We start from the raw sequence: 25,784 nt of genomic DNA on the forward strand, positions 1-25,784 counted from the left end.
AGGCACCCACCGGATGACCCCGCGCCACTCCCCCGTGAGCGACACCTGCAAACCCTGCAAAAAGGTTCGACCACGTGAACGGGGGCTGAGTGTCGACACGAAAGCGGCGGCTGCTTTTGCGGAAGGGATTGCGGCATTGCATATCCTTGATTGCAGACGGAAATCGGAAAAGACCCAGGTGCGAACTACATATTGCACGACGCCGTTTCTCCTGCTACTATCCAGGTCATTTCAGTCTTTGACCAAAGGGTTGGATTAACGGGGGGCCGCTTGAAACAAACGGATCAAAAGGTCGTTGCGTCGCCGGATGAAAGGAAGAGGGACTATATCCTCGTCCCCTTGATCGGCGTCTACCTTCTTTCCATGCTGATCACCCTTTCCCATCTGGGCCAACCGTATCCCTTCATGGGGAAGATATACACCGGCGAAGCCAGCGAATCCCTGATCTTTGTCGACAGCGTAGTGAAGCTTTATCTCATAGTCGGCATTCTTAAACGGCAGCGGCTCACCCTCTGGCTCCTCATTGCCTACAACTTCGTGGAGAGTGCCAGCGGGATCTCGAACCTGCTGCTGCTCCCGGTCCAGCAGATCGTCACCGCTTCCGGCGCTCTTGCTCCGGACTACCACTACCGCATCAACGCCTTCTCGGTTTTCGTGTTGTTCCTGCTGCTGAACGTGTTCCTGTTCTTCAACAGGGACCGTTTCGACAACAAATCCATCTACCTGTGGTAGCCGGCCCATAGGAATCGCCTGAACACCCATGCGGTAGACTGGCCGCCTCCCTTGATCCAAATCCATTGCCCCTCTTATGCCTCGGCCGGTGCCAGGGCGTCCCATACTGTCCGACAGAGCATTGACTTCACCAATTGGGGGGAAGCCTGTTCCAGGCTTTGCCCCTCATCCTCGCACTGCAGACCCCCTGAGCTTGCCCTCCCGAACCTGAAGCAAAGAAAAAGGGCCATGCGGTTCGCACGGCCCTTTTTCTAGTTGTTTTTATCGCGCAACTGGCGCTTTCAGCAGAGTAGCCCTATGCGGTAGCCTTGCTGGCCGCGAGAGCCTCCTCGGTCTGGGCTTTGTCCTTGATCCAGGGCTCGCCTACGGGAAGGGCGATGCCGGACTCGGCATACACGGCGACTGCCATCAGGTAAAGTGCCGAGAAAGCGCAGATCAGCAGGTCATAAGCTGCAAAGGTTCCGGCAAGGGCGCTGCCGGTGAATTCCTTGATGTCCAGACCGATGAAGCCGAGAAGCAGGGTGAGGAAGATGAAGGCCAGCGTCGCGTGGTGCTTCATCGAGGCGATGAAGAGGATGAAGGTGAAGAGGGTCCAGGCCACCAGGTAGAAGCCGAGGTCGTTGGCGTTGAAGGCCAGGGTCGGGTAGGACGCGACCAGGGTCGGGTTCTTGCCGAAGATTATCATCAGGCAAAGGGAGATCCAGAAAGCCCCATAGCCGGTGAAGGCGCAGAAGCCGAAGTTGTTGCCGGTCCTCATTTCCATCAGTCCGGCGATGAGCTGGGCGGTGCCGCCGAAGCAGAGTCCGAGCCAGAGGACGGGGGCGATACCGCACCATCCAAGGTTGTGGCACTGCAGCACGAATGTTGTCATACCAAAGCCAGCGAGGCCGACTACCGCAGGGTTTCCCAGTTTCAAATCACTCATTACATCCTCCTATTTCCCAGTATTTGCTTCGCGATGATTTCACTTCGCCGCTGGCATGGTAGAAGCAATGAGCATACCAATGTTATATTCTGTTGTATTCGCTTTATTTATCTCTTAAAAACAGATACTTATGTCTCTTTGGGGGAGGCCTTAATTCCTGCCGGTTTTGCAGTATTGCGAAAAGTCTTTCTCGGTATTGCGCGGGCCCAGGCGAAAAATGCGAAAATCTAGCTAGTTCAGCCTTGCAGGCGGAAATGATCGGATTTTCGCAAAAATGCAAAACACCTTTTCTACACCCTGAACCAGGAGACCATGACGTTGAGTTCGCCGGCTAGCCGTGAGAGTCCGTCGGAGGATTCACGGATGCCGCTACACGAGGCGCGGACCTCGCGCGTCAGCATGGCGATCTCGTCGACGTTCCCGGAAACCTCCCTGCTTGCGGCGGACTGCTCCTCGGTCGCTGTGGCGATTCGCCGCACCATGTCGTTCACCTGCTCCACGTACTGTGCGATCCGTTCGATGGACCCCACAGTCGTGTGGACGCGGGCCAGTATGGTCCCCACCGCCTCCCGTTCCTCGCCCATCTTGGCCACGGAGCGCCCTACGCTCCCCTGCATGTTTCTCACGGTCTCGGTGATCTCGGCGGTGGCTGTCGCGGTCCTTTCCGCCAGCTGCCTCACGCTGTCGGCCACCACTGCGAAGCCGCGCCCCTGCTCGCCGGCGCGGGCCGCCTCAATGGCTGCATTGAGCGCGAGGAGGTTGGTCTGATCCGCGATGTCCCTGATGAGGGTGCCTATCTCGCTGATCTGCGCCGACTGTCCGCCTAGCTCCTCCACCATATGAGAGGTCTCGGTGAAGCTGTCGGCGAAAGCCTGCAGCTCCTTGGCTGTCAGCTGCATCTCATTTTTGCCTTCCCCAGCGATCTCCTTCATCGTGTCTGCGGCGTTGGCCGTGTCGGCGGTGTTTCTTGCAACGTCGATGGTGGTTTGGCTCATCTGGGCCATGGTGGCGGCCGAGTCGTCCACCCTGCTCGCCTGCCGCTCTGCGCCGGTTTCCAGCGCGCCCGCGGTCTCTGCCATCTTTACCGAGCTACCTGCCAGCGTGTCCGTGGCCTCTCCGATCCTTCCAACCACGTCCCTGATGCTTACCAGCATCCTCGACATGGCGCCTTGCACCTGCCCCACCTCGTCGTTTCGGGAGGCGGTGAGGTTGACGGCAAGGTTGCCGCCGGCGACTTCTTCGGCGGCGGTGATGAGCTGCTGTATCGGGGTCGTGATGCTGCGGTAAATCCACATCCCCACCAGGGTGCCGATCACGGCCGAGGCCAGCGCGATTATGATTATCAGCCCCATGCTGTAGCGGATGGTGCGGTTGACCGTGCCTATGGCGACTTCCTGCCCTTCCTGGGCTACCGAGACGGTTTGCTGTCCTTTTTCCGCCTGCTTCGTGACGATGTCGCGCAGCTTCGCCGCTGCGCTCTCAGCTTTGGCCTCTAGCTGCATCTTCTGGTGCAGTTTTTCAAGGATGCCGTTGCGCATGAAGACTGTGTCCCTGATTCCCGACAGCGAGAGGGAGGCGTCCCTCAGGATCTTGATTTCCCGAGCCGTTCCTGCCGTCTTCAGAAGAGACTCCACCGACTTTTCCGCTGCGGAAAGCTTCTGGTATTGCTGGTTGAAATCCGCGGCGATCGCATCGAGCTCCTTCTCTGTAGTGGCGAGGAAGAGGCGGCTGGAAAGGGATTCGAGGGATTTGCCGTAGGAGACCATCTCGCTGTTGGTGGAAAGAACGTTGACCGCGGCGTTTGCCTTGGTGACGTAGCCCGGCAGCCGGGCTGAGACGTTGCTGACCTGGAGCTGGGACTTGTCTACTTCATCCTCAATTGAGTCCCAGACCTCGGAGAGTGCAGCATTGGCATCCTTCAGCAGGGCGTCGACGTGGTTGGAATCGGCCCCCTCTGTGCGTGCCTTGATCGCCGCGTTGGCCTTGGAGTAGAACGCGGCGAACCCCGATCCAATGGCCTTGTTATTCTTGATGTTGCCGTTTTGCTGGACCCTGACCGCGGTCCCCGCGAACCGGTCGTGCAGCGCCTTTTTTTCCGGCGTGCGGAGTATGTCGTAGAAGATGAACTGCAGGTCCTTCAGGGACACCTTCAGTGTCTCGATGCTGGCGAGCTTTTTCGACAGCTTGTCCGCGTCCTCGTTGGCTTTTGAGTAGGCGGTGGAGCTCGACTGCTGCAGTGACCGGACCTTGTTCTCAAGATCCCGGATTTTGGCGTTGGCGTCCTGGGCCTTCTGAACGATGACCGCTCGGGCCTCGCTCGATTCCTTTTCAGACCTAAGTTTCGCGGCCATGGTGGCGAAAAGCTCCTGCGCGATGCCGTTTAGCTCCGTGGACGCCTCGAATTTCTCCCCGGAGATCTTCTCCAGCCTTTCCAAGGTATTCTGGACTTCATCAAGGGATTTCTCCGCCTCTTTCTTGGCGGCGGCATAGTCGGCATCGGTATGGGCCGCGCCCACCTTGATCAGGTCGGCGGTGGCACCCTGGAGCGCGCGCTGGAACTCCACGGTTCTGACCTGGTAGGGGGTGCTCTTCTCCGTGAGGTAGGAAAGTTTCCCCTTGATCGACGTCATGCTGATGAAACTGCTGACTGAAACGGCTCCGACAGCGATAAGCACGATGCATGCGTTCAATATGAGTTTCGCTTTGATGGTCACCTAAAAGCTCCTTGGACATAGGGATTTTTGGTGTGAGAATAAGAAAATTTACCCGCAACCAGTACGGTTATCGGGCGTAATGGCTTATTTCTTAAGAAAAAATAGTAACCAATATTATTAAAGTGGCTGCGTCAAGGAATCTCTGCCAGGCGATTGCCAGGTTTTACCCGCTTACTCCAGATCCTTATGCCTTTGTCGCATGATGTGTGGGAGAAATCGTCCCTTAGATGCCAAAAATACTGGCATTGCCTCGACTGGTAATGAAGCTACACTCAGGCATGGTGCATCCTATCAAGTAAAATGGAGGTGACACATGTTAAGCAAGTTCGCTCTGGCAATCGGGATCCTCTCACTTGTCACCGCATGCGCAGTACCCCGCGCCAACCTTGACACCAATCCCGCCTTTACTTCGCACGAGTTCGCCAATCACGAACTGGCGATATCCTGGAAAACAGAACCCACCGACAAAGGGGTGCGCATCGACGGCACAGTCAAGAACGTGCGGCCAGATCTGCCGTACAGTTCACTCCAGTTGACAGCAAAACTCCTGGACGAAAGCGGCAACACGCTGGGCAAGGGAACCAAGGACTTCCAGGGGCGCTTTACCGGGAGCGAACCGTTCAGTATGGAAATTCCAGTCCCACAGAAGGAAAGCGTGAAGAAGGTGAACTTCTCCTACTCCTATGGGACGACGGAGGATTTCCACCGCAACGACTTCGACAGCGTTCCGTAGCCTGCGGCAACTTCGCCGGGAAAAACAAAAGGCCCTTGGGTTTAACCAAGGGCCTTTTTTCGCGCGGCGTGAGTTTGTCTTCGCTCACGGCCTGCTTACTCCGGTTTATCTATTAATCTTACAGCAGTCCGCGCGTGCCTAGAGCTCCGTTTCGGTGTAATCGAAAAATTTGTTGAGCACCTCTTTCACTTTGTCAACCAGGACGTTGACACGGAGCCGGCCGCCTTCTGATGCCGCATCATCGGGTGACCATACCTGTTTCACTGTATCGAGTGAGACATTTTTGCGCCACGTTACCAGGTCGTAGTTCTCGGTTATTCCGCAACAGACAGCCCGATTCCATTCATGGCGGCTTTTTGACTTCCATCTTGCTTTGAATTCGGCAAAAGAGAGCCCATCGCCGAAGTTCTTTTCGCTGACATCTATTGCCGTCGCCTCGCCACGCCGGTTACGGCGCACCGCCTCCACATAAGCGACATGCCAGTAATTCTTGATTGTGAAAATGACGACATCTCCCTCGGCGACTTCCGCAACATCGGTGTTCTTAAGCGCGACCATTTCATCTTTAGTAGGGATCTGGAAGGAGGGGATTCGATCTTTAATATAGTCGACGCAGTACCCGCCTCTTCCCACCCAAACATCACAGTTACAACGCTCGGCATAGCAGCGCGTTGAATTTCCTGCAATAAGCAGGGCCAGTACAACAACTGTTACAACACATTTCATGCGGTTGATCTCCAATGGAACTGGTGCTCTACGCCGGGCAATGCGGAAAGGGGGCCAGACCGTTAAAAGCTGAAGTGGACTGTTAATTAGCCGCAGAAGTAGCCGGTACGCTTACGAGGCGGACCGTCGGCGTCAGGTGGCGGGAAACAAATAGGGAACCTGCGGTGACGATGGCCACTAATGCGCTCGTCAACGAACCCGCAGTCAGGAGACCAGCGGGCGCGGCGATGCAATTGCCTCACGTCGTGCAGCATTGGTGCTGCAGCGTCGAGGTAGTATGGCAACGTTTCTGAGGTGACTAGCGTTACAGGGCGGGAGGGCTACGGCCGGAGCCTGAAGGAGAGGGAGCGGAGGCCAACAGTGGTGGGACTGCGGGGGAGGCGGGGGCGTAGGTAGTACACCTGCCTGGAAGAAGCGGACTCGGTAAGACAGCGACGACGTCGCTTTGCTGCTGGAGTTGAGCGGTGGATGTCTTGTGGTGCTTTTCGAATAAGATGCGATGGATCGGCCTCGGGCGGTGGGGGCGCGAGAGGTCCGGGACGCGGGTGCCGGCAAGCAGGAGGCCGAGTGCGAGCAGCAAGGTCACGAGGACCAGCGGGCGGCGATGATTGAGGGGAAAAGTTCTCATAAAGTCTGTTGATGCCTTTGCGGCTTCATTAGTAGCACGTTTGAGCAGAAAAGGAAATGGAGCTGTAGCGGGTCAGTAGATGAAAGACAACGGTGGTCGTCTTTCTTTGGCAACGGCCATATCCAAGAAGACAAGGGAAGGGCAAACCGTACCGGCGGCAGATTCACCTCTAGTTGCCGCGGTGGCTTCCCCCCGAGGAAAGAACCAGCAGTACCTTCGCGATGGCTGGCTATTCAAGATGCCGGGCGACATCTTCGCCGCTCCTGCCAGGGAGAATATGCCGCTGGATAACCCGACGCTGCAAATTTCAAATGCATTCGCTTTCCCGCCAACAAAGCGGAGCGTCAGCAGGTTTTTCCCCCTTCTTGTTGAACATGTTTTTCCTCTTGCAAAACCTGTTTTTTCTTTTGTTGGACATGTTTTTTCTTTTGTTGGACATGTTTTTTTCGGGCTCGCCAAAATGACAACAAGATCTGAGGGTTACGGCGGTGAAAAATCGAGTGCACCGGCAAAAAAACAAACATGTTTTTTTGCCGGGAGAACATGCCTTTCGGAAAGGGAAGGCTGTTATAACCGGTGGGTTGATCGGACGGGAAGTCAGGGGCAGCGGTTCGACGGTTCGCCCTCACATGCGTCTGGATGAATCTTGAGGAGCAAGCGGCGTCATCTGCAACGTCTTAACTGCCTTTGGCAGCCTTATTCTCTAACTTTTCTTGCAACTTTGCAGGGTCGGCTCGCCGGGTACTCGGCTCTTGCTGCAGGTTACCTGGTCACGCTTTAGTATCTTGTCCAATGTTTTCTGTAAGATGGCGTTGTTGACGCCCATTCCCAGATACCCCGTTTGGCCGTAGGTGTCATACATCTCAACCTTCTCCACGAGTTCGTTCAGTTCTTCTTCCAGGTGGGTAAAATCCTCACGGCGCTGAAGGATGGCGGCAATATCCAGCGCGAGGAAGTCGGGCAAATCCTGCTCGGCTTGAGCGGTCTCCACTGCCGTTCTCAGTCGGTCGAAAACCGTCATTGTTCCTCCAGCCACCGCAGCGTCCTGGCGATGTCCTCGTGGTCGTAGGCCCACTTGCAGCATCCCGCCTCAGCGTACACGTCATACTCCCTTACCTGCGCCAGCAGGATCTCTACCAGGTACTCCTTTTCCTGGCACAGCTCTGGCGACCGTGCTACGGCCAGGAGCGGGTCTGCGAGCCACTTCGGCAGATCGCCGTGAAGGTACTGCTGATTCGTCACCTCTTCCAGTTCATCAAAGACACTCATCGTCGGCTCCTTATTTTTCGCAGTATCCCGACCACCTCGTCCCAATCGACCTCTGGGGTCATATGGCACCAAGACAGCCTAAGCGACGTCTCGACCTGCGTGGGCGTTCGTCCCATCGCTGTCAGAACGTGGCTCGGAGTACGTGTGTGCGATGTGCAGGCGGACGTGCTTGATAACGCTATGACGCCTTTGAGGGCGTTGATTGCCAGATCCGAGGGGATGCCATCAAGACTTACGTTGACGCAATGGGGCATGGTCCAGGTTTCGTCGCCATTGTGACCGGCTCCAAGCCTATCGAGGGCTTCATGCACCAGTCGCCTGAAGGCCAGGCATGTCGTGCGACGTGTTTCGTTATCCCTCAAAGCGAGTTTGGCCGCCTCGCCGAAACCAGCTATCAAGGGGACGGGAAGGGTCCCAGGCCTTAGCCCCTGCTCCTGTCCGCCGCCGAAGGCAAGCGGTTGCAAGGGGGGACGTAGCCCGTCGCGCTTCCGGAGGATGAGAGCACCAACTCCCTTGGGGCCGTAGATCTTGTGTCCGCTGACGGCGATCATGTCGATACGCGGATCGCGCAACTGCTCGAGATCCTTGCCATACCCCTGTGCCGCGTCCACATGCCACCAGGCGTCATGTCCCGTGAGAAGTTTCGCAGTCTCAGCCAACGGGTGCACCACGCCGGTTTCGTTGTTGGCCTGCATGGTGGAGACAAGGAGGGTGTCCGGTCGGAGAGCTTCGGCAAGGTCTTCGACCTTGAAGCGCCCGTCGGGGCCGACAGTGAGGATGTCGACGTCGAAGCCCCTGCGCGCTAGCTCCTCGAAAGGCTCTAGGACCGCCTTGTGCTCGATTGCCGTGGTAATCACGTGCCGGCGGCGGCTCTTGATTCCGGCATCTGCCAGCCCGAGGATCGCCATGTTGTTGCTCTCGGTGGCCCCGCTGGTAAAGAGCACTTCATCCGGCCGTGCACCGACGACCTTTCCCACCAGCATCCGTGCGTGCTCCACGGCAGAACGGGCGAACAGCCCGTAATCGTGTATGGGGCTCGCGGCATTCCCGAAATCCTTTTCAAGAAACCTCAGCACCAAAGAAGCGACGCTTGGCTCTACAGGTGTCGTTGAGTTGCAATCGAGATAGACGGCCATCCCTGCCTCCCTTTATTTTCCGCGAATGTAACAGAGGACAAATTATATTGAAAATATATTATTTAGCTTGTAATTATCTACAAAACAGATCGAAGGAGGCGACAGTGGATCTGAGACAACTGAAGGTCTTCCTGGAGGTGGCGGATTGCGGAGGCTTTACCAAGGCGGCAGAAAAGCTGAACATCGCCCAGTCCGCCCTAAGCATCGCGATAAAAAAGCTGGAGGATGAACTGGAGGTAAAACTCTTCGTCCGGCGCGACAGAAAGGTTTCCCTTACGGCCGAAGGAGAATCCCTGGTGCTTAACGCCAGGGATATTTTCGGCAGGGTCGCCAAGGCCCGGCAGGACATCGCGGATCTGCGGGGACTTCTAAGGGGGGAGGTGCGAGTCGGGCTGACGCCTATGCTGAGCAGTTTCTTCTTCCCGAAGATCATCTCCGAGTTCAAGCGTCGTTATCCGGCGCTGGAGATCTCCATCTACGGGGACAGCGCAGGGAACATCCAGCGCAAGGTGGAATCGGGCGAAATCGACATGGGGATCATCAACGGAAAGGTGCCGGAGACACTCGATTCGCATCACATGCTGCGCGAAGAGGTGGTGGCCTGTGTCGCTCGTTTTCACCCCTTGGCGGCGAAGAAGACGTGCCCGGTCCGCGACTTGCTGTCCGCACCGCTGGTGCAGTTCAAGAAAGGGTATTACCTGCGGGAGGTGGTGGACCAGATGGCGGTGAGAGAAGGTATCGCCCCGCTAGTGATGGCGGAGTCGAACCTCTTCTCCCTGGTGAGGAGCCTGGTGAAAGAGGAACTGGGGCTCGCCTTCCTGCTGCGGATGGCCGTTGCGAAAGATCCGGACGTAGCCACCATTTCGTGCGATCCCCCGCTCTTTCTGGACTTTGCCATAGCCTGGAAAAAAGACGCTCCCCTGTCGCCGGCAAACAGGGCCTTCGTAGATTTCCTGATCCAGGAGGTGGATGACTATTACGCGCTGGCGCAGGCGGCAGCGACGTTCCCGCTGCCGTAAGGGGCACATTTAGGGAGCGGGAATACATTGCAAACCTTTCGACAAGCTTGTTCCGTTCTCTTTACTGGTGGGCAAACATCAAAAGCCCCCGGCGGATGCTGAGGGCTTTTGGTTTAAACAGCAAATGGTGCCGGCTTCGCCTGAGCGGCTGCCTTTTTGTGGAAGACAAACCTTTTGTATCCGATGACATGAGGAAGGTACTAGAAGAATTGATAGCATCGGGGGGAAGATGATATTAGGCAAAACGCCTCTTGTTCAACTGGGGCGCTCTTAGAAATAGACCCAAACTGATTATAGGGACATCGCGAGGGGGGGGCATTCACACCGCCTGCCCCAGAGTCTGACCAAGAATAGGGGTGCCCTGCAGCACCCCTTTTCCTACTATGCCTTGCCGTTGCGCTTTTTTCTCCAGAAGGCTAGGCCAGCTAAACCACCACCGAGAAGGAGCATAGTTGAAGGTTCAGGGACCGGGGCAGGATTGTCTGCATAGTTATATGTTAGCTGAGTCTGTACGTTTATTGTATTCGGGTTGCTTAACGTGGTAGATTCGAAGTAATAATTTCCGTTCGGACCGTAGAGAGGGTTAGTCCATAGAGCTAAATCAGTAGGAGAAGTAAAAATATAATCATTATTTATATTCAAATAGGTGTCTGTCAAATTATAAAACCACTCATCTTTGTAAAATTGGAATGTATCTGGATTCCAACCCGTAAAGAAAGCTGTACGATATCTGAAATCATCTCCAATAGTTAAGTCTGAAGCTATGATATTCATCGTGAGTTCAATACTTGTCAAGGTTTGGGTCGAAGCTGTATAGGGTTGATACTGCCACTGTATTGCTGCTACATATCCATAATAGTCCCAAACACTTACGTTCCACGAGTTATTAAAGGTCTGGACAATTGACGTAGCTCCAACGGTACCGGTTGTCGTAATCATCAACGCCCCAGCAATCAATACAGTCAAAAAGCCTTTTTTCATTTCTCCTCCGCCCAAAAGTAAATTTGGCTCATACAAGCAATTTAACGCCCAAGCCTACAACTGTCTGATTTACTGCTAAATGTATATTTGTAGTGTTATTAGATAGCCTCAATTATGTAAAGGAATCCAACAGGATTTAGGACTTTCAGTGAAATATTCCGACACTCTTAGCTTCTGTGCAGTTTTGTGCTGACTTTCTGAGCGCTAGCAGGTTGCTGTTGTTATTTCCCGCACTAACGGCGAGGGAGGAATCAACCTTTATATTTTTCGAGTGTATTCAGAAGGCACTGGGGGGTGAGTGTATCGGAGACGTACCGGGGGAACCGGAGAAATCCAGTCTTCAGTAACCAAGAGTGAAAACACTTTGGGGGTACAGAGAATGCTATGGGGGATGCGGTAGATGATCGGCTTGTAGGCCCGGTACCGGAAGAGGACAGGATGGACCGGAATGTATAAACAAAAAGGCCCTTGGATTTCTCCAAAGGCCTTGATTTGTAATGGTCGGAATGAGAGGATTCGAACCTCCGACCCCCTGCTCCCGAAGCAGGTGCGCTACCAGGCTGCGCTACATTCCGAGGAGTGAAACTCTGACGGGCCAATCAGATAGAGAGATATACCAGCATTATCGCCACAATGTCAAGCTTTATGACGTAAGCTATTTATTTTTTCCCGCGGTGCCCGTTGATATTTCATGATTTCAGTATTTTACATGACGCATCGCAACAATCTCCGGCTCCGGCATGCTCGCGATCAGTGATGGTCCCGCCGTTATCCGCGTCATCCGTCAAATCCGCGTGCGATGCCGTTGACCTTGCTTCGACTAACTTGCATCGGAATGTCAGGGAAGTAATACCAACAACAGCAGTGAACCGAACCCTGTTAACTCCTGGCTCTGCTGCCGGGAGAAAGGGGGAAGAAAAACATTGTCATACCCCTGTGGAAGTGATAAAAACTTTAGATTCAGCGCATTTTACTGGAGTTGCCATGGCTTTTAAGGACTTGCGGAGCTTGATCGCCGGGCTTGAAGCTGCCGGGGAACTCCAGAGGGTGGCTGTGGAGGTGGATCCCGACCTGGAGATCGCCTGCATAACGGACCGGCAGAGCAAGCTCCCGGGCGGCGGCAAGGCGCTCCTCTTCGAGAAGGTTAAAGGTAGCCCCTTTCAAGTTGCCACCAACCTCTTCGGTTCGCCTGCCCGGATGGCGCTCGCCCTGGGCGTAGCGGAACTTGGCCGGCTCTCGGAGGCGATGGAAAAACTCCTTACCTCCCCCGGGCTGCCCCCCCTGCCGCTGCTGGTCGACCGCGGCCCCTGCCGCGAGATCGTGGAACGGGCCCCCGATCTGTTGCGCTACCCCTTCCTGAAGAGCTGGCCCGGCGACGGCGGGCGCTTTATCACGCTCCCACTGGTGTTCACCAGAGATCCGGAGACCGGCGCTGACAACTGCGGCATGTACCGGGTCCGGATCTTCGACGACGGCTTGGCCGGGGTGCGCTGGAAATACGGCAGTGGCGGCTGGGCGCACTACCGGAAGTACCTTTCGTCCGGAGAGAGGATGCCGGTCGCCATCGCCATAGGCGCCGATCCGGCGCTGACGCTCGCCGCGTCGCTTCCGCTTCCAGCTGGCCTTAACGAGGTCCCCTTCGCGGGATACCTGCGCGGCGAGCCGGTGCCGATGCTGCGCTGCCTCGATTCCGACCTCCTGGTCCCTGCAGACGCGGAACTGGTGATCGAGGGGTTCGTTGAGCCCGGGGCCACCCGCAACGAAGGGGCCTTCGGCAACCACACCGGGAGTTACGATCAAGGCGAAGAGGTGCCGCTGCTGACGGTCACCTGCATCACGCGCAGGCGCGACCCGATCTGCCAGGCGACGGTGGTGGGGCCGCCTCCCATGGAGGACTGCTGGATGGCAAAGGGGGCCGAGCGCCTGCTGCTGCCCCTGGCGCGCAGGCAGTGCCCTGAGATCGTCGACCTCTCACTGCCGCTGGAGGGGATCTTCCACGGCTGCGCCTTGATCGCGATAGAGAAGAGCCTTCCGGGGCAGGGGCGTCGGGTTTTGGATAAGCTGCGCTCGGAGGGGTGGTTGCAGCGGGGAAAGCTGTTGGTGGTGGTAGACGCCGGAGACACGCCCCTCACCATGTCGGAGGGGTTTTGGCGGGCGCTGAACGGGGTCAGATTCCCGGGCGACCTTGCCCTCACCCCCGACGGGTGCCTCGGGGTCGATGCGACCCGCAAGCTCCCGGAAGAAGGGGGCGGGCAGTATCAGGAGTTGAGACAGGATGCATCAGTTAGTGCCCAGGTTGCCAGGAGATGGCGGGAGTACGGCTTTCTCTGAGGCGCGGGCGGAAAGGCAGGTATGAGCAGCCAAGCAGGAGTAGAGATGACATTGTACGCCAGGACCAGAGTCTTCCTGGAGATGATAAAGTTCAGCCACACGATTTTCGCGCTACCCTTCGCTTTCACCGGAGCGCTCCTTGCGGCAGGGGGGCTTCCCACCGTTTCCCAGGCGGGTTGGATCGTCTGCGCCATGGTGGGGGCACGCACCGCGGCCATGGGGCTCAATCGCGTCATCGACGCGGAGATCGACGCCAGGAACCCGCGCACCGCCGGCCGCGCCATCCCCGCGGGGCTCCTTGGCAGGGGAGCGGTGATCTGCTTCATCGTTCTCTCCGTGCTGCTCATGCTTTTCGCCGCCCGCATGCTGAACCCGCTCTGCCTTTATCTTTCGCCGGTAGCGCTCGGCTTCATCCTGCTCTACTCCTACTGCAAGCGCTTCACCGCTCTCGCCCACGTGGTCCTCGGTATTTGCCTGGCCGGTGCTCCGCTCGGCGCCTGGATCGCCATCCGCGGCAGCGCCGACCTCCCGGCCTACCTCCTCGCCTTCGCGGTCCTCTTCTGGGTCGCCGGCTTCGACATCCTTTACGCATTGCAGGACATGGAGTTCGACCAGGCCGCAGGGCTGCACTCGATCCCGGCGAAGCTGGGGGTGAACGGCTCCCTTTGGACTTCGCGCATCTTCCACCTCGTCGCCTGCCTCTTCCTCGCGGCTCTCTATTTTTCCCTGAACCTCGGCCCCTTCTTCCTCGCCGGTCTCGCCGCCACCTGCGGCATGCTCCTGTACGAGCACTACCTGCTCCGGGGGGGGGGCCTGAGCCGCCTGGATGCCGCTTTCTTCAACATGAACGGCTATATCAGCGTGACGCTTTTCGCGGCGACGCTCCTGGACAGGGTTTCGGCGGGGGGGATGTGAAACCGAGGCATTTCACCGTCGCCATCACCGGCGCCTCGGGCGTAGCCTACGGCCTTAGGGTGGTCGAGGAACTGCTGCGCGGCGGGGCCAGGGTGAGTCTGCTCATCTCGGAGGCGGGATTCGCGGTCCTGCGGCAGGAATGCGGCCTCGACCTCGGGGGGTCCCCGGCGGAGATCCTGGACCGCGTGCGCTCGTACATGGGGCTTCCGGGCGAGCTCCTTAGCTACTACGAATTGGGCGATCTTTTCGCCCCGATCGCCAGCGGCTCGTCGGCACCGGACGCCATGCTGGTGGTCCCCTGCTCCATGGGGACCCTGTCGCGGATCAGCTGCGGCAATTCGGGGAACCTCCTGGAGCGGGCCGCGGACGTCATGTTGAAAGAGGGGCGTCCCCTGGTCCTGGTGCCGCGCGAGACCCCCTTCAACGCTATTCACCTCGAGCACATGCTGAAGCTGGCCCGGCTCGGGGTGCGCATAGTGCCGGCCATGCCCGGCTTCTACCACAACCCCGAGACCATCCAGGACCTGGTAGACTTCGTGGCCGGTAAGGTGCTGGACGCAGTCCAGGTGGAGCACACGCTCTTTACGCGCTGGGGCAGCCGGCAGTAACCGATAAAAGGAAAGAATTCATGACTTTTGCCACCATAGCGGAGAAGGTGCGGGTGGGCGTACGCATCACCGAGCCGGAAGCGCTCGCGCTTTTCGAGCACCCGGACCTCCTGGCGCTGGGAGAGCTGGCCCAGTTCGTCAACGAGCGGCGCAACGGGAAGAGGGTTTTCTTCAACGTCAACCGCCACATCAACCACACCAACATCTGCGTGAACCGCTGCCGCTTCTGTGCCTTCTTCCGCAAGGCCGGCGAGCCCGGCGCCTACCTGATGACGCTGGACGAGGTCCGTGCCCGCGCCGAGGAGGCGGTCAAGGAAGGGGCCACCGAGATCCACGTGGTCGGGGGACTACACCCCGAGCTCCCCTTCGAGTTTTACCTGGAGCTTCTCTCCACCATCAAGGCGGTCTCCCCTGCGCTGCACGTGAAAGCCTTCACCGCCGTCGAGATCGAGTACCTGGCCAATCTTTCCGGTCTCGGCATCCCGGCGACCCTGGAGAAGCTCAAGGAGGCGGGGCTCGGCTCCCTTCCCGGCGGCGGCGCTGAAATCTTCGCGCCGGAGATCCGCAACCAGCTCTGCCCGGAGAAGATCAGCGGCGCCGCATGGCTTTCGATCATGGAAAAGGTGCACCAGGCGGGGCTCAAGTCGAATGCGACCATGCTCTACGGGCACTTGGAGAGTGTGGCCGACCGGGTCGACCACATGCGGCAGCTGCGCGAGCTGCAGGACCGGACCGGCGGCTTCCAGGTTTTCATCCCGCTCGCCTTCCAGCCGGAGCATTCGCAGCTGAAGATCGCAGGCTCCGGCACGAGCGGCGTCGACGACCTGCGCACCCTGGCCGTCGCCCGCATCTACCTGGACAATTTCGCCAACGTGAAGGCTTACTGGGTGATGCTGGGGGAGAAGATCGCCCAGGTCTCCCTTTGCTTCGGCGTCAACGATCTGGACGGTACCGTGGTCGAGGAGCGGATCGGGCACGAGGCGGGGGCCGACACCCCGCAGACCATGAGCCGCGACAGCATCATCACCATGATCAGGAAGGCCGGGCGCATCCCGGTGGAGCGGGACACCCTCTACCGCGAGCTCCGCGTCTACTGAGGCGCCCCCCGCAAGGCGTGCAGGTACGAACCCACAGAAAGTAGGCCAGGTTTAAAAATGCTCAAAACCATCACTGAAAAAGTCGCCGCAGGCGCGGCCATAACCCGGGAAGAAGCCCTGTGGTGCCTCACCGAAGCGGAGCTCCTCGCCGTGGGACGCCTGGCCGACTCGATCCGGCGCGCCATGCACCCGGACGGCTGCGTCAGCTTCGTCGTCGACCGCAACGTCAACTACACCAACGTCTGCGAGTCGAGGTGCATGTTCTGCGCGTTCTACCGCGATGCCGATGCGGCGGACGCCTATCTGCTGGACACTGAAACGATCATGATGAAGATCCAGGAGCTGGTGGACCAGGGGGGAACCCAGCTCCTGATGCAAGGGGGGCTTCACCCCTCGCTCGACATCGCCTGGTTCGAGGAGCTCTTCCGGGAGATCAAGCGCCGCTTCCCCGGGGTGCAGAACCACTCGCTCTCCCCGGCCGAGGTGACACAGGTGGCGAAGCTCTCCGGGCTCGGCATCGCCGAGACCCTTACGCGGCTGAAGCAGGCAGGGCTCGACTCCATCCCCGGAGGGGGGGCAGAGATACTGGTCGACAGCGTCCGTGCCGAGATCTCCCCGAAGAAGATCGGCTGGCAGGGGTGGGCGCAGGTCATGCGCGAGGCGGCCCGATTGGGAATGCCGACTACGGCGACCATGATGTTCGGCAGCCGCGAGCGCGCCGAGGACATAGTCGAGCACCTGTTTAGGGTGCGCGCCCTGCAGGAGGAGGGGGGGAGCTTCACAGCCTTCATCCCCTGGACCTATCAGCCGGGAAATACGGAGCTTGGGGGGGAGGGGGCCAGCGGCGTCGAGTACCTGAAGGTGCTGGCCCTGTCGCGCATCGTGCTCAGGAACGTCCCCAACGTGCAGGCAAGCTGGGTGACCCAGGGAGCCAAGATGGCGCAGGTCGCGCTTTTCTTCGGCGCCAACGACCTGGGCGGCACCATGCTGGAGGAGAACGTGGTGGCGGCCGCCGGCTGCCGCTTCCGTATGTCGCGCGAAGAGATGATCACGCTGATCCGCGGCGCAGGTTTCACCCCGGTGCGGCGTACCACCCTGTACCAGGAACTGGAGCGATACTGACAGCACCGCCTCCGGGTAACGTGTGAGGTAACCTCTTCGCGGTTAACTGTGATTGCTGCCCCGCAGGGATATCAGCTGTTCGTTGTCAATTGTCAATTGTCCATTGTCAATTGCCTCTGCCTCTTGTTATATTCACCTATCTTTTGCCCTGAAAGGAGTCGCCATGATCGCCCTGCGGGAAAACATCGCAGAAATGGCGGGCTACGTCCCCGGTTTCCAGCCACTGGATGTGGATTCGTACATCAAGTTGAACACCAACGAGAACCCGTACCCCCCCTCGCCGAAGGTGTTGGAAGCGATCGCGCGGGAAGTCGGAGAAGGGCTGCGCCGCTACCCCGACGCCGCGAGCCGGCTGGCACGTGAAGAGGCGGCGAAGGTATACGGCTTCGATCCTTCCTGGATCATCATGGCCAACGGCTCCGACGAGGTCCTCAACAACCTTATTCGAGCCTGTGCCGGCGAAGGCGAGGAAATCGCCTTCATAAACCCCTCTTACTCGTATTACGGCACCCTTGCCGAGGTCCAGGGGGCGCGCGTCAGGACCTTCGGGCTCACCGAAAACTTCGAGCCGGAAGGGATCCCGGAGCATTACGATGGCAAGCTCTTCTTCCTGACCAACCCCAACGCGCCGCTCGGTTTCACCTACAGCCAGCGCTACATAGCCGACCTGGCAGGGCGCCTCTCCGGGGTCCTGGTGGTGGACGAGGCCTACGTTGACTTCGCCGAAGAGAGCTCGCTGGAGCTCGTGCGCAGCTTCGATAACGTCGTGGTCACCCGCACCTTCTCCAAGAGCTACTCGCTGGCAGGGATGCGGCTCGGCCTCGCCATCGCCCGCCCGGAGGTGATCGCGGCGCTGAACAAGATCCGGGACCATTACAACCTGGACCGGCTGGCGCAGGCCGCGGCCGCCGCGGCGCTCGCGGACCAGCCGTATTTCCTGGAGTGCGTGAGAAAGATCAAGGAAACCCGCGCCTGGTTCACCAGGGAACTGGAGCAGCTGGGTTACCAGGTGATACCGTCCAGCGGCAATTTCGTCTTTGCAAGCCCCCCCGACCGGGACGGAACCCGCATCTACCAGGGGCTTTACGACAGGAAGATCCTGGTGCGGCACTTCACCGACCCGAAGCTGGCCCATGGTCTCAGGATCAGCATCGGCTCAAGAGAAGAGATGGAGCGGACTGTCATGGCGCTGCGCGAACTGGGACCCGGGCGCTAGCGAGGGACTTTCTCCCTGTGCCGGAAGAATAATTTTTACACTAACTGGCACCTTCCACTTGTACTGAAAGTGAAAAGGTTGTAATCTTTGCGGCTGGGCGCTGTCATGGTGACAGTCAGACCCCGGCCTCATCGATAACCATGAAAGCATTAAATAGATGCAGAAACGGATGGGAACTTTTGCAGAAGAAAAATAATGTGACAAACCCCGCAGCGGCGCATCTGGTCACCGATCAAAAGACTTTAGACGAACTCGTCGAGCGGCTCTCCAAGGAGTCGGTCCTTGCCTTTGACCTTGAGGCGGACTCCCTCCATCACTATACAGAGAAGGTATGCCTGATCCAGGTCTCCTCCGCATCGGAAGACCGCCTGATCGACCCGCTCGCCCCCATAGACGTCAAGGTGCTGGCGCCCATCTTCGCCAACCCCGCCATCAAGAAGATCTTCCACGGCGCGGATTACGACATGCGCTCGCTTTACCGGGATTTCGGCATCGAGGTGGTGAACCTGTTCGACACCATGATCGCCAGCCAGTTCCTGGGCGAGAGCGAGTTCGGCCTCGCGGCGCTTCTGAAGAAGAGGTTCGGGGTCGAGCTGGACAAGCGCTACCAGAAGGCCGACTGGAGCAAGCGTCCCTTCTCCCAGGAGATGCTCGACTACGCCATGAAGGACACCTCCCTCCTGATCGAGCTTTACCGCCAGTTGGAGGCGGAGCTGAAGCAGAAGGGGAGGCTCGCCTGGGTCGAGGAGGAGTCGGAGCTCGTGGCAGGGGTCCGTTCCCCTTCCCGCGAGGGGGAACTGATGTGCCTGCGCTTCAAGGGGGCCAGCAAGATGAAGCCGCGCGAACTCGCCGTCCTGGAGGAGCTTTTGCGCTTCCGCGACGAGAAGGCGCGCCTGGCAGACGTCCCCCCGTTCCGGATCCTCAGCAACGACCTCTTGCGGGAGCTGGCCGAAAAGCAGCCGAGGAACAACTTCGAGTTGGTCGGCATCCACACCATGTCCTCGAAGCTGATCGAGAGGCTGGGACGCGGGCTGCTGCAGGCGATAGCGAACGGTCTGGCGGTCCCCCAGGACAAGCTGCCGCAGGTGCAGTCCGGCCGCCGTCCGGTCCTGGACCGGCTGCAGGACGAAAGGGTGAAGCGGCTGAAAGTCTGGCGCGAGGCGAAGTCGGCGCAGCTGGGCCTCGGCATCGGCCTGGTCGCCAACAACACCCTCCTGGAGGCGCTGGCGGAGCCGGGCTCCCAGAACATATCCCTTTTGAAGCGCTGGCAGCGCGAGGCGTTCGGGGACGAGCTGGCCTCGCTCATCTCCTGACGCCGGCGCTGGCGCAGCATATCGGGCGGGCTCCCTTCGAGGGGGCCCGCCTTTTTTCGTATTTAGATTAGAGCGCCTTGTCCTCGCCCCTTACTGTTGTATATATATGGTGCTGTGGCGCCGGTCAGGAGACTGGGCCGGAGGAGGCGCGGGATGTCCCTTTACGTCGGAACCAGCGGTTACTCGTATAAGGAATGGAAGGGGATCTTCTATCCCGCGGAGCTCCCGGAGCGGCAGATGTTGCACTACTACGGCGGGGTGTTTCGAAGCGTCGAGATCAACAACACCTTCCACCGCATGCCGACCCAGGCCCTTTTGCAATCGTGGTCGCAGGAGGTGCCTGTGGGTTTCAAGTTCGCGCTCAAGGCGCCCCAGCGCATCACCCACTTCCAACGCCTGAAGGGGGTGGACGACTCGGTGTCGTACCTCTTCGACGTGGCCGGTAGCCTCGGGGAGCGGCTGGGGCCGGTGCTCTTCCAGCTCCCGCCGAGCCTGAAGAAGGACCTCCCCCTGCTGCGGGACTTCCTGGCGCTCTTGCCGCCGGGGGCGCGTGCCTCGTTCCAGTTCCGGCACCGCTCCTGGATGGACGACGAGGTGTTCCAGCTTTTGCGGCGCAACGACGCGGCACTTTGCATAGCCGATCTGGAAGACGAGGTAGAGACGCCTGCGGTGTCGACGGCGACCTGGGGGTACCTGAGGCTCAGGCGCGCCGAGTATGCAGAGAAGGAGTTGCGGCGATGGGCAGAGCTGGTAGCAAGGCAGGATTGGCGGGACGCCTTCGTCTTCTTCAAGCACGAGGATTCGGCGCAGGGGCCGCTCCTGGCTAAGAAGTTCCTGGAACTGGTGGGGGCGGGCCAAGAAGAACTGGGGACGGCTGAGCGGTCCCGGTAACAGTGCGTTTTCAGCGGTGAGCTAAGATCAGGCGGGAGGGGATATGAACATTGCAACCATTTGGGGCATCGCCAAGGTAGCGGCAACGAGGATCCCGTGGGGTCGGGTGATGGAGAACATACCGGCGGTGGTTGATCTGGCCGAGCGCGCCAAGGGGCGTTTCCGAGGGCAAGGCGGGGGGGACATCGAGGCAAGGCTCAGGCACCTGCAGGAGGAAAACCGCAGGCTGGAGCAGGCGCTGTTGGAGACCTCGGGGCACCTGCAGCAGACCATCAGGACCATGAAGGTCGTGGTGGCCCGGCAGAAGATGCTGATGAGCGCTACGGCGGTGTCGCTTCTGACCGCGATCGCGGCACTGGTGGCGGCGCTGGGCTAGAGAGCGGCTACCCCATGTCCCCCCAGTGGAACTGCAGTATGGCCAGCATAGCGAGACCCGCGGTCTCGGTGCGCAGGATCCTCTTTCCCAGCGTCACCGGGGTGAACCCCGCCGCCAGCGCCTGACGCACCTCCTCCGGGGCCAATCCCCCCTCCGGTCCCACCACCACCGCCACGGTTTGCGGCGCGGCGAAGGCGCCGAAACAGTCATGCAGGGTCGTCTTTTCTTCCCCCTCGTAAAGAAGCAGCTTCACCTCGTGGCTTGATGCCGCCAGCACCTCGGTGAGGGTCCCCCCCAAGGCCACCTTGGGGAAGGAAACCCGCCCGGACTGCCGGGCGGCTTCCTGCATGATCTTCTCGTAGCGTGCCAGGCGGGCAGCACTTTTATCCCCGCGCAGCTTCACCACCGAGCGCGCCGCGTCGAAGGCGACTACCTCGGCCACCCCCAGCTCGGTGCATTTCTGCAGGATCAGGTCTAGCTTCTCCCCCTTGGGCATACCCTGCAGCAGCGTCACCCGCAGCCCCGGCTCCTCTTTGGGAGCGGCGGCGCTGGCGCTGATGCGCACGGTGAGGCTTTTAGCCCCCACCTCCTCGACCGTCCCTTGGTGACGGGCGCCCCCGTCTTCGATCAGCTCCACCTCGCTCCCTTCCTTGAGGCGCAGCACGCGCGCCATGTGGCGGTAAAGCTCACCGGTGATGGTCACGCAGTCGCCGCAGACGGCGTTGTCGCCCAGAAAGAAGCTCCGCATGGGCTACAGCGGCTTCCTGAAGCTGAGGCAGGACCACTCCAGCTCCTTCGGGTTTTCCACCAGTTCAAGGGAAGTGAACGCGGCGCAGACGAACTCCTCCTTCTCGGTCAGGATGCCGGAGAGGATAAGCCATCCGCCAGGCGCCACGCGTGCGGTGAGCTCGGCGGCAAGACGTACCAGCTCCTCGGCTAGGATGTTGGCGACCACCACCTGGAAACCCCCCGGGAGCTGTTCCAGGCTCGTGGTGGAGGCGGCGACCCGGTCGGCCACTCCGTTCAATTCCAGGTTCTCGATGGTGACCCGGACCGCTTCGGGATCGATGTCTACCGCGACGATCTCCTCCGCGCCCAAAAGGGCGGCTGCGATGCTGAGGACGCCGGAGCCGGTGCCGACGTCGAGGACGGGGCCGGGGAGCTTGCCGCCGATGGCGCCGAAAGAGATCCGCTCCAGCGCTTCCAGGCACATCTTCGTGGTGGGGTGGGCGCCGGTCCCGAAAGCCATGCCGGGGTCTATCTGGATCACCAGGTCCCCCTCCTGCTTCCGATACTCCTCCCAGGTCGGCTTGATCACGAGCCTTTGCCCGATGCGCACAGGTTTGAAGTGGACCTTCCAGTTGTTGGCCCAGTCCTCGTTCCTGATCACCGTCACCACGGGAGGGGCATAGACGTAGCTGGGGAAGGAGGGGCCGGTCTGGGCCAGGAACTGCTCGACACGGATGCGCATCTCCTCCAGCGAGTCGTCGAGCGGGAGGTAACCCTTCACGCTTTTCAAGGGGGTGTCCTCGAGGGTGTCGAGGGAGAAAGTGTCCAGGTGCAGGTTGTCGATCCCGACGCCGTTGCCGGTCAGCTCCACCAGGAAGTCGGCGAGGGTGTCGACCATTTCGGAGGGTACTTCACAGGCGATTTCAGCCCAGTCAGTAGTCATAATGAGTTTGCAGCTCCTTTTCTTAGACAAAATGTCGGCATAAAGTAGCAGAAAAATAAGGGAAATGGCAATGAAAACCTTGACATCGAACAAAAGTGCGGCAGTAATTATAATTAAAATTTTTCTGGGGGCTGCCGATAAGGACTTCCAGAAACTTTTCCCATTAAATTTTAGTTTTGCCTAAAATAAAAAAACATGGTATATATCTAATGAATTTGGTGGGGATGCCGATAAGCCCCAGTAAGAGCAGGAGTTTGGGGTGATTAAGATGTACCACGTGTACCTTTTATCGGATGCTACCGGCGAGACGGTTGAGCGTGTGGCTCGGGCCGCACTGACCCAGTTCAGGGATGTCGACATACGCCTGCGCCGAGTGGGGCAGATCAGGAACCGGGAGGACGTTCTTCGGGCGCTGGACGAGGTGGACCGGGCGCCGGGGATCATCTTCTATACCCTGGTCAACACGGAGCTGGCGCAGTTCGTCAGGAACGAAGTCGAGGCGAGGCAGTTGGAGGCGGTGGACCTCATTACCCCTCTTCTCTACAAGCTGGCGGAATTCCTGGAGATGCGGCCGCAGAAGCTGCCGGGCCTGCAGTACGAGATGAACTCTGAGTACTACCGGCGCATGGAGGCGGTGGATTTCACCGTGAAGCAGGACGACGGACAGGAACCACGCAACCTGCACAAGGCGGACATAGTCCTGATCGGCGTTTCCCGCTCCTCAAAAACGCCGCTCTCCATGTACCTGGCTCACAAGGGGTACAAGGTAGCCAACGTGCCGATCATTCAGGGGATCGACCCCCCGACCGAGCTGGAGGACGTAGAGCCTGAGAGGGTGGTCGGCCTGATCATCGACACGCAGCGGCTGGTGGATATCCGCAGCGCCCGTTTGCGCAACCTGCGCCAGAGCCCGCGCGGAAGCTACGCGGACTACCGGCAGGTGGAAGAGGAGCTTGCTTACTGTCGCAGGTTCTACCGCGCACACCCCGCATGGCTGGTGATAGACGTGACCAACAAATCCGTGGAGGAGTCTGCGGCGGAAATATTAAGCAGACTTCATGGTGATATTAGGCACGATTAGAGGTCGACATATTAACAAAGAGAGGAAATCAACATGAGAATTTTGGTAGTTGAAGATGAGAAGAAGGTCGCCAGCTTCATCAAGCGCGGTCTGGAGGAGGAGCAGTACGAAGTCCATACGGCCGCGGACGGAGAGGAAGGGCTCAAGCTTGCGCTCGAGAAGCCGTTCGACCTGATCGTGCTTGACTGGATGCTCCCCAAAAAGGACGGCCTTTCCGTCCTTAAGGAGCTGAGGGAGCGGAAGAATCTGACTCCGATCCTGATGCTGACCGCCAAAGATTCCGTGGAAGATATCGTGGCAGGCCTCGACTCCGGATCCGACGACTACCTGACCAAGCCGTTCGCCTTCGCCGAGCTTCTGGCCCGCGTCCGTGCGCTGATGAGGAGAAGCGAGCTCGACCGCGGCGCCGAGATCCGCTTCGCCGACCTGCGCCTGGACCCGGTAACCCACAAGGTATGGCGCAAGGACAAGGAGATCGATCTCACCGCCAAGGAGTACGGCCTGCTCGAGTACTTCATGCGCAACCCGCACCAGGTGCTGACCAGGACCATGATCGCGGAGCATGTCTGGGATTACACCTTCGACAGCTTCACCAACATCATCGACGTCTACGTCAACTACCTGCGGAAGAAAATCGACCGCGAAGCTGACAAGAAGCTGATCCACACCGTCAGGGGCGTAGGCTACATCCTGAAGGAAGAAGAGTAAATAAGGCGCGTCACGCTCCTTTCATGAACAACGGACCGCTCCCGGCTCACGCCTGGCGGTCCGTTTTTTTTTGCGGGTGGGGCCAGGGTGCCAGGCGCGGGGCAAAAGCCGCGCGGGTGGAGTCTTGACAAACCTTGGGGCCAGTATTAGCTTAACTCTACTCAAATTTCCCAGGAGGTCGCCATGCAGGCAGCAATCGTAGTAAGATTTCTGGTACTTAGCGTATTTCTCTCCTCCATTTTCTCGACCGTCGCGGGCGCGTCGGTGCTCACTCCTGATTTCGCGAAGCTCGCGAAGAAGCTGAAGCCCGCGGTGGTCAACATCAGCACCTCGAAGACCCTGGCGGTGAAGAAGCGGCAGATGGCGCCGGGACACGACCCCTTCCAGGAATACTTCGACAAGTTTTTCGAAGGGCCGCACCAGCGTCCCCAAAAGCAGAGGAACCTGGGGACCGGCTTCATCATCAGCGATGACGGCTACATCATCACCAACAACCACGTGGTGAAGGATGCCGACGAGATCAAGGTGAAGCTTTCCGACGGCAGGGAGTTCGCGGGCGACGTGAAGGGGCGCGACGACAAGCTCGATCTTGCCCTGGTGAAGATCGACGCCAAGGGGCATCTCCCCGTGGCACCCTTGGGGGACAGCGACAAGATGGAAGTGGGTGACTGGGTCATGGCGATCGGAAACCCCTTCGGGCTCTCGCAGACCGTCACCGCCGGCATCATCAGCGCCCAGGGGCGTGTGATCGGCTCCGGGCCGTATGACGACTTCATCCAGACCGACGCTTCCATCAACCCCGGCAACTCCGGTGGCCCGCTCTTCAACACCGAAGGTGAAGTGATCGGCATCAACACTGCAATCGTCGCCGGTGGCCAGGGGATAGGGTTCGCCATACCGGTCAACATGGCGAAGGAGATCCTCCCGCAGCTGAAGTCGACCGGGAAGGTGACCCGCGGCTGGCTGGGAGTCTCGGTGCAGCTGGTGACCCCGGATCTTGCCAAGTCTTTCGGGCTCGACACGGAGAAGGGGGCGCTGGTAGCCGACGTGATGAAAGACAGCCCGGCGGAGAAGGCGGGGCTCAAGGGGGGTGACATCATCCTCGAGTACGACGGGCATCCGGTCAAGGAGATGGGGGAGCTTCCCCGCCGCGTAGCCGCCACCCCGGTCGGGAAGAAGGTGAAAGTGTTGGTGCAGCGCGAGGGGCGCCAGGAGACGCTGCCGGTGACCATCGAGCAGCTGAAGGAAGGCAACGACGAGGATAGCGCTGTCACCAGCGACCGGCTCGGGGTGAAGGTGACGGAGCTTACCCGGGAGCGCGCACAGCAGTTGGGGGTGCGCGACGACAAGGGGGTCGTGGTGACCGATGTGGAGCCGGACAGCCTTGCCGACCGCGCCGGCATCCAGGAGGGAGACCTGATCAGGGAGATCAACGGGGTGCGAGTTTCCGGAGTGAGCGACTACAGCAAGTTGATCGCGGCTGCGAAGAAGGGTGGGTATCTGAAGATGCTGCTGAGGCGTGGCGACGCCTCCCTGTTCGTTGCGCTAAGGCTCGAGTAGGTAATAAGAAGATCGTTGCGGTATCGAAGGG

General features: G+C 59.3%; 25 protein-coding genes and 1 tRNA gene. 16 read left to right on the top strand and 10 right to left on the bottom strand.

The features are described 5' to 3' along the window. Positions 1–270: 270 nt before the first annotated feature. On the top strand, positions 271–732 hold the full coding sequence (locus GEOBRER4_RS01100) for a hypothetical protein (protein ID WP_185243869.1): 462 nt from the start codon (positions 271–273) through the stop codon (positions 730–732). Between the two features lie 295 nt (positions 733–1,027). Here the strand turns inward: GEOBRER4_RS01100 and GEOBRER4_RS01105 are convergent, their stop codons facing one another. Beyond that, a complete protein-coding gene (locus GEOBRER4_RS01105; protein WP_185243870.1) occupies positions 1,028–1,657 on the bottom strand; it encodes an acetate uptake transporter in 630 nt (209 codons plus the stop codon). 290 nt (positions 1,658–1,947) lie between these two features. Next, complete coding sequence (locus tag GEOBRER4_RS01110) at positions 1,948–4,371, bottom strand: methyl-accepting chemotaxis protein (protein ID WP_185243871.1); 2,424 nt, start codon at positions 4,369–4,371, stop codon at positions 1,948–1,950. Positions 4,372–4,684: 313 nt separating this feature from the next. Between GEOBRER4_RS01110 and GEOBRER4_RS01115 the strand changes: the two genes are divergently transcribed. Then, the gene (locus GEOBRER4_RS01115) at positions 4,685–5,104 is read left to right on the top strand and encodes a hypothetical protein (protein WP_185243872.1); all 420 of its coding nucleotides are present in this window, start codon (positions 4,685–4,687) and stop codon (positions 5,102–5,104) included. A 138-nt stretch (positions 5,105–5,242) separates the two neighbouring features. Here GEOBRER4_RS01115 and GEOBRER4_RS01120 read toward each other — a convergent pair whose 3' ends face one another. Further along, positions 5,243–5,830 carry a hypothetical protein gene (locus GEOBRER4_RS01120; RefSeq protein WP_226377855.1) on the bottom strand — a complete coding sequence of 196 codons (588 nt, stop codon included), beginning with the start codon at positions 5,828–5,830 and terminating at the stop codon, positions 5,243–5,245. A gap of 707 nt (positions 5,831–6,537) precedes the next feature. On the opposite strand from GEOBRER4_RS01120, the gene GEOBRER4_RS01125 reads away from it, so the two are divergent. Further along, positions 6,538–7,101, top strand: a complete 564-nt coding sequence (locus tag GEOBRER4_RS01125; protein ID WP_185243873.1) for a hypothetical protein — start codon at positions 6,538–6,540, stop codon at positions 7,099–7,101. A gap of 60 nt (positions 7,102–7,161) precedes the next feature. Here the strand turns inward: GEOBRER4_RS01125 and GEOBRER4_RS01130 are convergent, their stop codons facing one another. Genes GEOBRER4_RS01130 through GEOBRER4_RS01140 form a run of 3 tightly spaced genes read right to left on the bottom strand, consistent with a single transcriptional unit; the run spans position 7,162 to position 8,863 of the window. Further along, complete coding sequence (locus tag GEOBRER4_RS01130) at positions 7,162–7,479, bottom strand: GSU3529 family protein (protein WP_185243874.1); 318 nt, start codon at positions 7,477–7,479, stop codon at positions 7,162–7,164. Further along, complete coding sequence (locus GEOBRER4_RS01135; RefSeq protein WP_185243875.1) at positions 7,476–7,727, bottom strand: GSU3529 family protein; 252 nt, start codon at positions 7,725–7,727, stop codon at positions 7,476–7,478. Before GEOBRER4_RS01135 ends, GEOBRER4_RS01130 begins: the two co-directional genes overlap by 4 nt. Then, positions 7,724–8,863: a cysteine desulfurase family protein gene (locus GEOBRER4_RS01140; RefSeq protein ID WP_185243876.1), complete on the bottom strand. Its 1,140-nt coding sequence runs from the start codon at positions 8,861–8,863 to the stop codon at positions 7,724–7,726. The genes GEOBRER4_RS01135 and GEOBRER4_RS01140 overlap by 4 nt, the downstream gene beginning before the upstream one ends. Positions 8,864–8,967: 104 nt before the next feature. Between GEOBRER4_RS01140 and GEOBRER4_RS01145 the strand changes: the two genes are divergently transcribed. Beyond that, the gene (locus GEOBRER4_RS01145; RefSeq protein ID WP_185243877.1) at positions 8,968–9,882 is read left to right on the top strand and encodes a LysR family transcriptional regulator; all 915 of its coding nucleotides are present in this window, start codon (positions 8,968–8,970) and stop codon (positions 9,880–9,882) included. A 381-nt stretch (positions 9,883–10,263) separates the two neighbouring features. Here the strand turns inward: GEOBRER4_RS01145 and GEOBRER4_RS01150 are convergent, their stop codons facing one another. Together GEOBRER4_RS01150 and GEOBRER4_RS01155 are read right to left on the bottom strand one after the other, a co-directional pair. Then, positions 10,264–10,863, bottom strand: a complete 600-nt coding sequence (locus tag GEOBRER4_RS01150) for a PEP-CTERM sorting domain-containing protein (protein WP_185243878.1) — start codon at positions 10,861–10,863, stop codon at positions 10,264–10,266. Positions 10,864–11,361: 498 nt separating this feature from the next. Continuing rightward, positions 11,362–11,438: transfer RNA gene (locus GEOBRER4_RS01155), tRNA-Pro, on the bottom strand. Positions 11,439–11,847: 409 nt separating this feature from the next. Here GEOBRER4_RS01155 and GEOBRER4_RS01160 point away from each other — a divergent pair. The 9 genes from GEOBRER4_RS01160 to GEOBRER4_RS01200 all read left to right on the top strand — a co-directional run bounded on the left by GEOBRER4_RS01160 (position 11,848) and on the right by GEOBRER4_RS01200 (position 20,732). Further along, positions 11,848–13,194 (top strand): UbiD family decarboxylase, encoded by a 1,347-nt coding sequence (locus GEOBRER4_RS01160; protein WP_185243879.1) that lies wholly within the window; start codon positions 11,848–11,850, stop codon positions 13,192–13,194. Positions 13,195–13,239: 45 nt separating this feature from the next. Then, positions 13,240–14,109, top strand: coding sequence for a 4-hydroxybenzoate octaprenyltransferase (locus GEOBRER4_RS01165; RefSeq protein WP_185243880.1), 870 nt, complete (start codon positions 13,240–13,242; stop codon positions 14,107–14,109). Continuing rightward, on the top strand, positions 14,106–14,717 hold the full coding sequence (locus GEOBRER4_RS01170; protein ID WP_185243881.1) for a UbiX family flavin prenyltransferase: 612 nt from the start codon (positions 14,106–14,108) through the stop codon (positions 14,715–14,717). The genes GEOBRER4_RS01165 and GEOBRER4_RS01170 overlap by 4 nt, the downstream gene beginning before the upstream one ends. Positions 14,718–14,737: 20 nt before the next feature. Beyond that, a complete protein-coding gene (gene mqnE, locus GEOBRER4_RS01175; protein ID WP_185243882.1) occupies positions 14,738–15,814 on the top strand; it encodes an aminofutalosine synthase MqnE in 1,077 nt (358 codons plus the stop codon). A 57-nt stretch (positions 15,815–15,871) separates the two neighbouring features. Continuing rightward, positions 15,872–16,936, top strand: coding sequence for a cyclic dehypoxanthinyl futalosine synthase (gene mqnC, locus GEOBRER4_RS01180; RefSeq protein WP_185243883.1), 1,065 nt, complete (start codon positions 15,872–15,874; stop codon positions 16,934–16,936). A gap of 163 nt (positions 16,937–17,099) precedes the next feature. After that, entirely contained in the window at positions 17,100–18,152 is a 1,053-nt protein-coding gene (hisC, locus tag GEOBRER4_RS01185; protein WP_185243884.1) for a histidinol-phosphate transaminase, read from the top strand. Positions 18,153–18,331: 179 nt separating this feature from the next. Next, positions 18,332–19,465: a ribonuclease D gene (locus GEOBRER4_RS01190; protein WP_185243885.1), complete on the top strand. Its 1,134-nt coding sequence runs from the start codon at positions 18,332–18,334 to the stop codon at positions 19,463–19,465. Between the two features lie 153 nt (positions 19,466–19,618). Beyond that, positions 19,619–20,356 carry a DUF72 domain-containing protein gene (locus GEOBRER4_RS01195; RefSeq protein ID WP_185243886.1) on the top strand — a complete coding sequence of 246 codons (738 nt, stop codon included), beginning with the start codon at positions 19,619–19,621 and terminating at the stop codon, positions 20,354–20,356. Between the two features lie 43 nt (positions 20,357–20,399). Continuing rightward, complete coding sequence (locus GEOBRER4_RS01200; protein WP_185243887.1) at positions 20,400–20,732, top strand: hypothetical protein; 333 nt, start codon at positions 20,400–20,402, stop codon at positions 20,730–20,732. A gap of 7 nt (positions 20,733–20,739) precedes the next feature. On the opposite strand, the gene GEOBRER4_RS01205 is transcribed toward GEOBRER4_RS01200, so the two are convergent. Both GEOBRER4_RS01205 and prmA read right to left on the bottom strand, forming a co-directional pair. After that, positions 20,740–21,480 (bottom strand): 16S rRNA (uracil(1498)-N(3))-methyltransferase, encoded by a 741-nt coding sequence (locus GEOBRER4_RS01205; RefSeq protein WP_185243888.1) that lies wholly within the window; start codon positions 21,478–21,480, stop codon positions 20,740–20,742. Positions 21,481–21,483: 3 nt separating this feature from the next. Further along, positions 21,484–22,404, bottom strand: a complete 921-nt coding sequence (gene prmA / locus GEOBRER4_RS01210) for a 50S ribosomal protein L11 methyltransferase (RefSeq protein WP_185243889.1) — start codon at positions 22,402–22,404, stop codon at positions 21,484–21,486. 268 nt (positions 22,405–22,672) lie between these two features. On the opposite strand from prmA, the gene GEOBRER4_RS01215 reads away from it, so the two are divergent. The 3 genes from GEOBRER4_RS01215 to GEOBRER4_RS01225 all read left to right on the top strand — a co-directional run bounded on the left by GEOBRER4_RS01215 (position 22,673) and on the right by GEOBRER4_RS01225 (position 25,753). Further along, entirely contained in the window at positions 22,673–23,485 is an 813-nt protein-coding gene (locus tag GEOBRER4_RS01215; protein ID WP_185245259.1) for a pyruvate, water dikinase regulatory protein, read from the top strand. A 33-nt stretch (positions 23,486–23,518) separates the two neighbouring features. Then, complete coding sequence (locus GEOBRER4_RS01220; protein WP_012773939.1) at positions 23,519–24,193, top strand: response regulator transcription factor; 675 nt, start codon at positions 23,519–23,521, stop codon at positions 24,191–24,193. Positions 24,194–24,376: 183 nt separating this feature from the next. Further along, positions 24,377–25,753, top strand: coding sequence for a DegQ family serine endoprotease (locus tag GEOBRER4_RS01225; protein ID WP_185243890.1), 1,377 nt, complete (start codon positions 24,377–24,379; stop codon positions 25,751–25,753). The last annotated feature ends 31 nt before the right edge of the window (positions 25,754–25,784 follow it).

Source organism: Citrifermentans bremense (assembly GCF_014218275.1).
Lineage (GTDB): Bacteria > Desulfobacterota > Desulfuromonadia > Geobacterales > Geobacteraceae > Geomonas > Geomonas pelophila.